This window comes from Thauera sp. AutoDN2 (assembly GCF_051280715.1).
Classification (GTDB): domain Bacteria; phylum Pseudomonadota; class Gammaproteobacteria; order Burkholderiales; family Rhodocyclaceae; genus Thauera.
The window spans coordinates 186,102-192,436 of the sequence record NZ_JBNCAR010000004.1 but is presented as its reverse complement, the minus strand read 5'-3'; the positions used below and the strand labels follow the sequence as shown (position 1 = coordinate 192,436).

Below are 6,335 nucleotides of genomic sequence, written 5' to 3'. Positions count from 1 at the left end.
CCTGCAGCCCCAGCACACTTCCGAACTCGCCCGCGCGGTGATGAACGACCGCCAGGCCGCCGACTTCGAGGCCCACAAGGAGTGCAACTTCGGCATCTCTCCCGCCGGGATCGGGCGCTTCCGCGTAAACGCTTTCGTGCAGCAGGGCCGCGTCGGGCTGGTGCTGCGTACCATTCCGCAGAAGATCCCGAATTTCGAGGAACTGGGGCTGCCGCCGGTGCTCACCGACATCGCGCTCTCCAAGCGCGGGCTGGTGATCTTCGTGGGCGGCACGGGCACCGGCAAGACGACCTCGCTCGCGGCGATGGTCGATTACCGCAACGAAAACACCTACGGCCACATCATCACGGTCGAGGACCCGATCGAGTTCGTGCATCCACACAAGAACTGTATCGTCACCCAGCGCGAGGTCGGCATCGACACCGAGAACTGGGAGGCTGCGCTGAAGAACACCCTGCGCCAGGCCCCGGATGTGATCCTGATGGGCGAAATCCGCGACCGCGAGACCATGGACTATGCGATCGCCTTCGCCGAGACCGGGCACCTGTGTCTGGCGACGCTGCACGCCAACAGCGCCAACCAGGCGATCGACCGGATCATCAACTTCTTCCCGGAAGACCGCCGCACGCAGCTGCTGATGGACCTGTCGCTGAACCTGCGCGCGATGATCTCGCAGCGCCTGCTGCCGGTGAAGGATCGCAAGGGCCGGGTGCCCGCGGTCGAGGTACTGCTCAACTCGCCGCTGATTTCCGACCTGATCTTCAAGGGTAACGTCCCCGAGATCAAGGACATCATGAAGCGCTCCCGCGAGCTCGGCATGCAGACCTTCGACCAGTCGCTGTTCCAGCTCTACGAGGACGAACTCATCACCTACGAAGATGCACTGCGCAACGCCGACTCGATCAACGACCTGCGCCTGCAGATCAAGCTGAACAGCCGGCACGGCGAACCCATCGCCGACGGCGCGCTGAGCAATCTCGGCCTGATCTGAGCTCACCCATCCCCAGGCGGGCGTCGAGGGACGCACGCCCGGGAAATGCGCTCAGATCAGCGACGGACCGGCGACGATCGCCGCAGCATCCTTTTCGCTGATGCGCACACTGGCGTTCATGATCACCAGCGCGATGAGCCAGTCGCGAAGGCGCTCGGCGCCACGAACTTCCAACTCCACGAAGCGGCAGCCGATCTGCCCGGCCGACTCGATGCAGTTCATCGGCTCGGCGCGACCACGGATCCGGTCCGGAACGCCTTCGCGTTCGAGCACGAACTCGAACACACTGCCGGAACCGAGCGGAACGTCGGCTCCGATCGAGAAACCCTCGATCGAGATGTCGCGCAGTGCCGTGCGCTGATCACCCGAGCGCAGCCAGATGTACGGGACACCACGACGGGAGGCGATGAAGCGCTGTATGCGCCGCCGCTCACCCCCCTCCATGGCCGCGAGAGCCGGCGCGTGCGCGTGCGCGTTCGCCCCCACCCTCAGCCGCGCTCCTGGCGCACTCTGGTGATGAGTTGATCGGCCACCTTGAGCGTGTTCTCGTGGCTACCGGTCATTGATGCCGAGGTCAGGTACTTGCCGCCGACGACGATCGCCGGCACGCCCTGGATCTTCATCGCGCGTGCGAGCTGATCCGAGCGCTGCACCAAGGAGCCGACGCCGAAGGACTTGTAGGTTTCCATGAACTTCGCGGGGTCGGCGACCTTGCCGGTGACGAACTCTCTGACCTGCTCCTCGTTGAAGAGGGGGCGCTTCTCGTCCTGAACCGCTGCAAATACGGACGAATGGACCGTATCGAGTTCGCCTGCGATCTCGGCGGTGTAATACAGCCGTGCCAGCCCGGCAAGCTGAGCATTGTTCCAGACCGCGGGCACGACACGCAGGATCACATCCTCGGCGAGCGTCTTCTTCCACGCCGAGACCAGCGGATCGAAGTCCCTGCAGTGCGGACAACCGTAGTGGAAGAACTCGTACACTTCGATCTTCGAGGGGTCGTCACCCGGCTGTGCCGGGTCCAGAACCTGGAAGGGGTCGGCCGCCCCCGCCAGGCCTGCATAGGGCAGCGCAAGGGTCAGACCGGCAAGCTTGAGGGCATCACGACGATTCATGCAGAACTCCGTTGGCTAGGTATGGGGCTGTTGATCCGGCCTTGCTCTGACGCGGCGGACGGCCGGTTGTTCCGCACCGCGCGGCCTCCACGCTCAGGGGTTGCGGCTGACCGAGGCGTTGAATCCGGCCTCGGCCAGGCGGGCCCGCATCGGGTTCATGTCTTCGGGAGTGGCAAACGGTCCCACGCGCACACGATGCACGACCCGCCCATCGGAAAGCTGGGCACGCTGCGCGCTGGCCTCGATGCCCGACAGCGCAAGACGGGCCTTGAGGTTGTCGGCTTCGCTCGGATTTTCGAAGGCGCCAACCTGGAGATAGAGCCGCACAGGCGACGGCTGCACGGGCTGTGGCACGGCCTCGACCACGGGCACGGGCTGCACTGCGGCCTGCCCGGGTGCGGGCACATTGTCGCCCTGCGGCAGGATGCGATAGAAATCGAAGTCCTGCTTCGCGACCGGCCGGTCTCCCGGCTTTCCGGGTAGCGCGGCAGGCCCGCCCTGCGATGGCGCCTCCACACGCGGCGCGGTAGGTGCCGGCTGAAAGGGGTTCGAACGGGTGAAATACCACGCAGCCCCCGCAGCGATCATCGCTCCGAGCACCAGCCCGATGAAGATGCCGATGAGCGTGCCACCCGCGCTTCGGGCGGGCGGGCGCGCGGGCTTGCGGACGGGCTTTCGATCACGACTCACGAGCACTCTCCGTGGCTTACATCGACTCGGGCGCGGATACGCCCAGCATCTTCAGTCCGGCGACCAGCACCTGGCGTACCGCGGCGGCGAGCGCAAGGCGGGCGAGCTTGAGTGCCTCGTCCTCGACCAGCATGCGCTCGGCGTTGTACCAGCTGTGGAAGTCGGCAGCGAGATCCTTGAGATAGAAGGCGACCTGATGCGGCGCGTAGTCGGCGGCGGCGTTCTGCACCAGCTCGGGGAAAGTCGCCAGGCAGGCGCACAGGGCGAGCTCGCGTTCGTTCTGCAACAGGCCGAGATCGGCCTCGGCCAGTTCGACAGTCTCCCCGCCCCACTGGCTGAGCACCGAGCACACCCGGGCGTGAGCGTACTGCACGTAGTACACCGGGTTCTCGTTGCTCTGGCTCTTGGCGAGGTCGAGGTCGAAGTCCAGGTGCTGGTCGGACTTGCGCAGCACGTAGAAGAAGCGGCACGCATCGTTGCCGACTTCCTTGCGCAGTTCGCGCAGGGTGACGAACTCGCCCGAGCGCGTGGACATCGAGGTCTTCTGACCATTGCGGTACAGCACCGCGAACTGCACCAGCGCCACCTCGAGCTTCTCCGGCGGCAGGCCGAGCGCGGCGATAGCGCCCTTCACGCGCGGGATGTAGCCGTGGTGGTCTGCACCCCAGATGTCGATGATGCGGTCGAAGCCGCGCTCGTACTTGTTGAGGTGGTACGCGATGTCGGAAGCGAAGTAGGTGTACAAGCCGTTCTCGCGCTGCACGACGCGGTCCTTCTCGTCGCCGAAGGCGGTGGAGCGGAACCACTTGGCGCCGTCCTGCAGGTAGATGTGGCCCTGCTTCTCAAGTTGGGCGACCGCGCGCTCGACCAGGCCGGTGTCGAACAGGCTCTGCTCCGAGAACCACTTGTCGAAGCGCACGCCGAACTCCTGCAGGTCCTCGCGACCGTCGCCCAGTTGCTCGTTGAGTGCGAAGCCGTGCACCCAGGGGTAGTCCTCGCCGAGCAGTTTCTTGGCGTTGGCGATCAGCGCGTCGAGGTGCTCCTCGCGTTGCTGCTTGGCCTCATCGTCCTTGCGCTCGATCGGCGGCAGGCCAGGCGTGCCAGCGAGCACCTGCTCGACCGTTACCTTCGCAAAGCGGTCCTGATGGGCGTCGCGCATGTCGCGCCCCATGTCGATCACGTAATCGCCCTGATAGGCGTTGGGCGGAAAAGGAATCTCGACACCGAAAAAGGCGAGATAACGCAGCCAGGTCGACAGCGCCAGGATGTCCATCTGGCGGCCGGCGTCATTGACGTAATACTCGCGCGTGACGTCGTAGCCGGCAAAGGCCAGCACGTCCGACAGCGAGGCACCGTAGGCCGCACCACGGCCATGGCCGACGTGCAGCGGTCCGGTCGGGTTGGCGGAGACGAACTCGACCTGCACCTTGATGCCCTTGACGGCGCCGCGGCCAAAATCCACACCCTTGCCCAGCACCTCGCGCACGATCGCGGTCTTGGCATCGGCGGCCAGGGTGAAGTTGATGAAGCCCGCACCGGCAACCTCGGCCTTCTCGACCAGCGTCGAGGACGGCAACTCTGCCAGCAACAGGTTGGCGAGTTCGCGCGGATTGCGCTTGAGCGGCTTGGCCAGCTGCAGCGCGAGGTTGGTGGCGAAATCACCGTGGCTGGCCTGTTTCGGGCGCTCCAGCAGGATCGGGGTATCGACCTGATCGGGCGCTACGCTCTTCAGCGCGGTTTTCAGCAGATCGGTCAGAAGGACTTTGGGGTCGGCGCTCATGGCACTCGGATTGAATTCGAAACGGCGGATTATAGCGGAACGGAAAGCCCCGCCCCGGCGAGGATGTGAGCGCGCTTTGCAGGCCAGACGCACAGCACGCGCCCCCGGAGGGTGCCAACCCCGCAGGAGCGGGGGGCGGTACGGTCGGGCGAGCACTTGGGCGCGCGTTCCATCCACGCCACTTTCGGGCTAAAGTCCGCGGTTTGCATCTGTCCGGCTTTCCACCGTGCGCATCTTCCGTCTCGTCAAGATTGTTTCCGTCAGCCTTCGCTTTGGCCTCGACCGCATGGTGCTCGACGCCGACAGCAGCGGCCGGCTGGCACACGTGTGGCACAAGGTCTTCTTCTGGCGGACATTCACCGAATCGCGCGGCGCGCGTCTGCGCCAGGCGCTGGAGTCGCTCGGGCCCATCTTCGTGAAATTCGGCCAGATGCTGTCGACCCGGCGCGACCTGCTGCCCCCCGACCTCGCCGACGAACTTGCCCTGTTGCAGGACCGCGTACCCCCCTTTCCCACCGAGCAGGCGCTGGAAGTCCTCGAAGGCTTCTACGGCAAGCCGATCGACGAGGTGTTCGACGACTTCGAACGCACCCCGGTCGCCTCGGCCTCGGTGGCGCAGGTGCATTTCGCCCGCCTTCCGGACGGCACCGACGTCGCGGTCAAGGTGCTTCGCCCCGGCATCGAACGCGTCATCGAGCACGACCTCGCGCTGCTCGAGGTTGCCGCCGTGCTGCTGGAGCGTATCTGGCCCGAAGGCCGGCGCCTGAAGCCGCGCGAGGTGGTCGCCGAATTCAGCAAGTACCTGCACGACGAACTCGACCTGATGCGCGAGGCGGCCAACTGCTCGCAGCTGCGGCGCAACTTCACCGATTCGTCGCTGCTGATCGTGCCCGAGGTCTATTGGGACTGGTGCGGCCGCAAGGTCATGGTGATGGAGCGCATGCGCGGCGTGCCGATCTCGCAGACGCCAGCACTGCTCGCCCAGGGCACCGACCTGAAGGCTCTGTCGCGCGCAGGCGTGGAGATCTTTTTCACCCAGGTGTTCCGCGACGGCTTCTTCCACGCCGACATGCACCCGGGCAACATCTTCGTGCATCAGGACGGGCGCTACATCGCGCTCGACTTCGGCATCATGGGAACGCTGAACGAGGAGGACAAGAACTACCTCGCGCAGAACTTCCTCGCCTTCTTCAAGCGCGACTACCGTCGCGTGGCGCTCGCCCACATCGAGGCTGGCTGGGTGCCGGCCAAGACACGGGTAGACGAATTCGAAGCGGCGATTCGCACCGTATGCGAGCCGATCTTCGACAAGCCCTTGAAGGACATTTCCTTCGGCAAGACCCTGCTACGCCTGTTCCAGACCGCGCGCCGCTTCGAGATGGAAGTACAGCCGCAGCTCGTGCTGCTGCAGAAGACCCTGCTCAACATCGAGGGTCTCGGCCGTCAGCTCGATCCCGAGCTCGACCTGTGGAAGACTGCCAAGCCCTTCCTCGAGCGCTGGATGGACGAGCGCATGGGTGTGCGCGCCCTGGTGCGCGGCATGAAGGAGGAAGCCCCGGCCTGGGCCGGTACGCTGCCGCAGCTGCCCCGCCTCGTGCATCAGGCGCTGACCGAGTCACAGCGTCATCAGACTGCACAACAGCAGCGACTCGAAGAACTCGCAGCGAACCAGCGCATGCATGGCCGCCTGCTGCTGCTCGTGGGCGCAGCCGCGATGGCCCTGCTCGGCCTGGAGCTCCACCGCCTCTTCGGCTGACCG

The 6,335-nt window shown here is 65.5% G+C and carries 6 protein-coding genes; 2 read left to right on the top strand and 4 right to left on the bottom strand.

The window, feature by feature from the left end:
• A partial coding sequence (locus ACPT9U_RS04480; RefSeq protein ID WP_435750023.1) for a PilT/PilU family type 4a pilus ATPase occupies positions 1-991 on the top strand: 991 nt, incomplete at its 5' end.
• 51 nt (positions 992-1,042) lie between these two features.
• Here ACPT9U_RS04480 and ACPT9U_RS04475 read toward each other — a convergent pair.
• The 4 genes from ACPT9U_RS04475 to argS all read right to left on the bottom strand — a co-directional run bounded on the left by ACPT9U_RS04475 (position 1,043) and on the right by argS (position 4,576).
• Positions 1,043-1,477, bottom strand: coding sequence for a PilZ domain-containing protein (locus ACPT9U_RS04475; protein WP_418365464.1), 435 nt, complete (start codon positions 1,475-1,477; stop codon positions 1,043-1,045).
• A 2-nt stretch (positions 1,478-1,479) separates the two neighbouring features.
• Positions 1,480-2,106 (bottom strand): thiol:disulfide interchange protein DsbA/DsbL, encoded by a 627-nt coding sequence (locus ACPT9U_RS04470; protein WP_435750022.1) that lies wholly within the window; start codon positions 2,104-2,106, stop codon positions 1,480-1,482.
• Between the two features lie 93 nt (positions 2,107-2,199).
• Complete coding sequence (locus ACPT9U_RS04465) at positions 2,200-2,796, bottom strand: SPOR domain-containing protein (RefSeq protein WP_435750021.1); 597 nt, start codon at positions 2,794-2,796, stop codon at positions 2,200-2,202.
• A 16-nt stretch (positions 2,797-2,812) separates the two neighbouring features.
• The gene (gene argS / locus ACPT9U_RS04460) at positions 2,813-4,576 is read right to left on the bottom strand and encodes an arginine--tRNA ligase (protein WP_435750020.1); all 1,764 of its coding nucleotides are present in this window, start codon (positions 4,574-4,576) and stop codon (positions 2,813-2,815) included.
• 226 nt (positions 4,577-4,802) lie between these two features.
• On the opposite strand from argS, the gene ubiB reads away from it, so the two are divergent.
• Entirely contained in the window at positions 4,803-6,332 is a 1,530-nt protein-coding gene (gene ubiB, locus ACPT9U_RS04455) for a ubiquinone biosynthesis regulatory protein kinase UbiB (RefSeq protein WP_435750019.1), read from the top strand.
• Positions 6,333-6,335 lie beyond the last annotated feature (3 nt).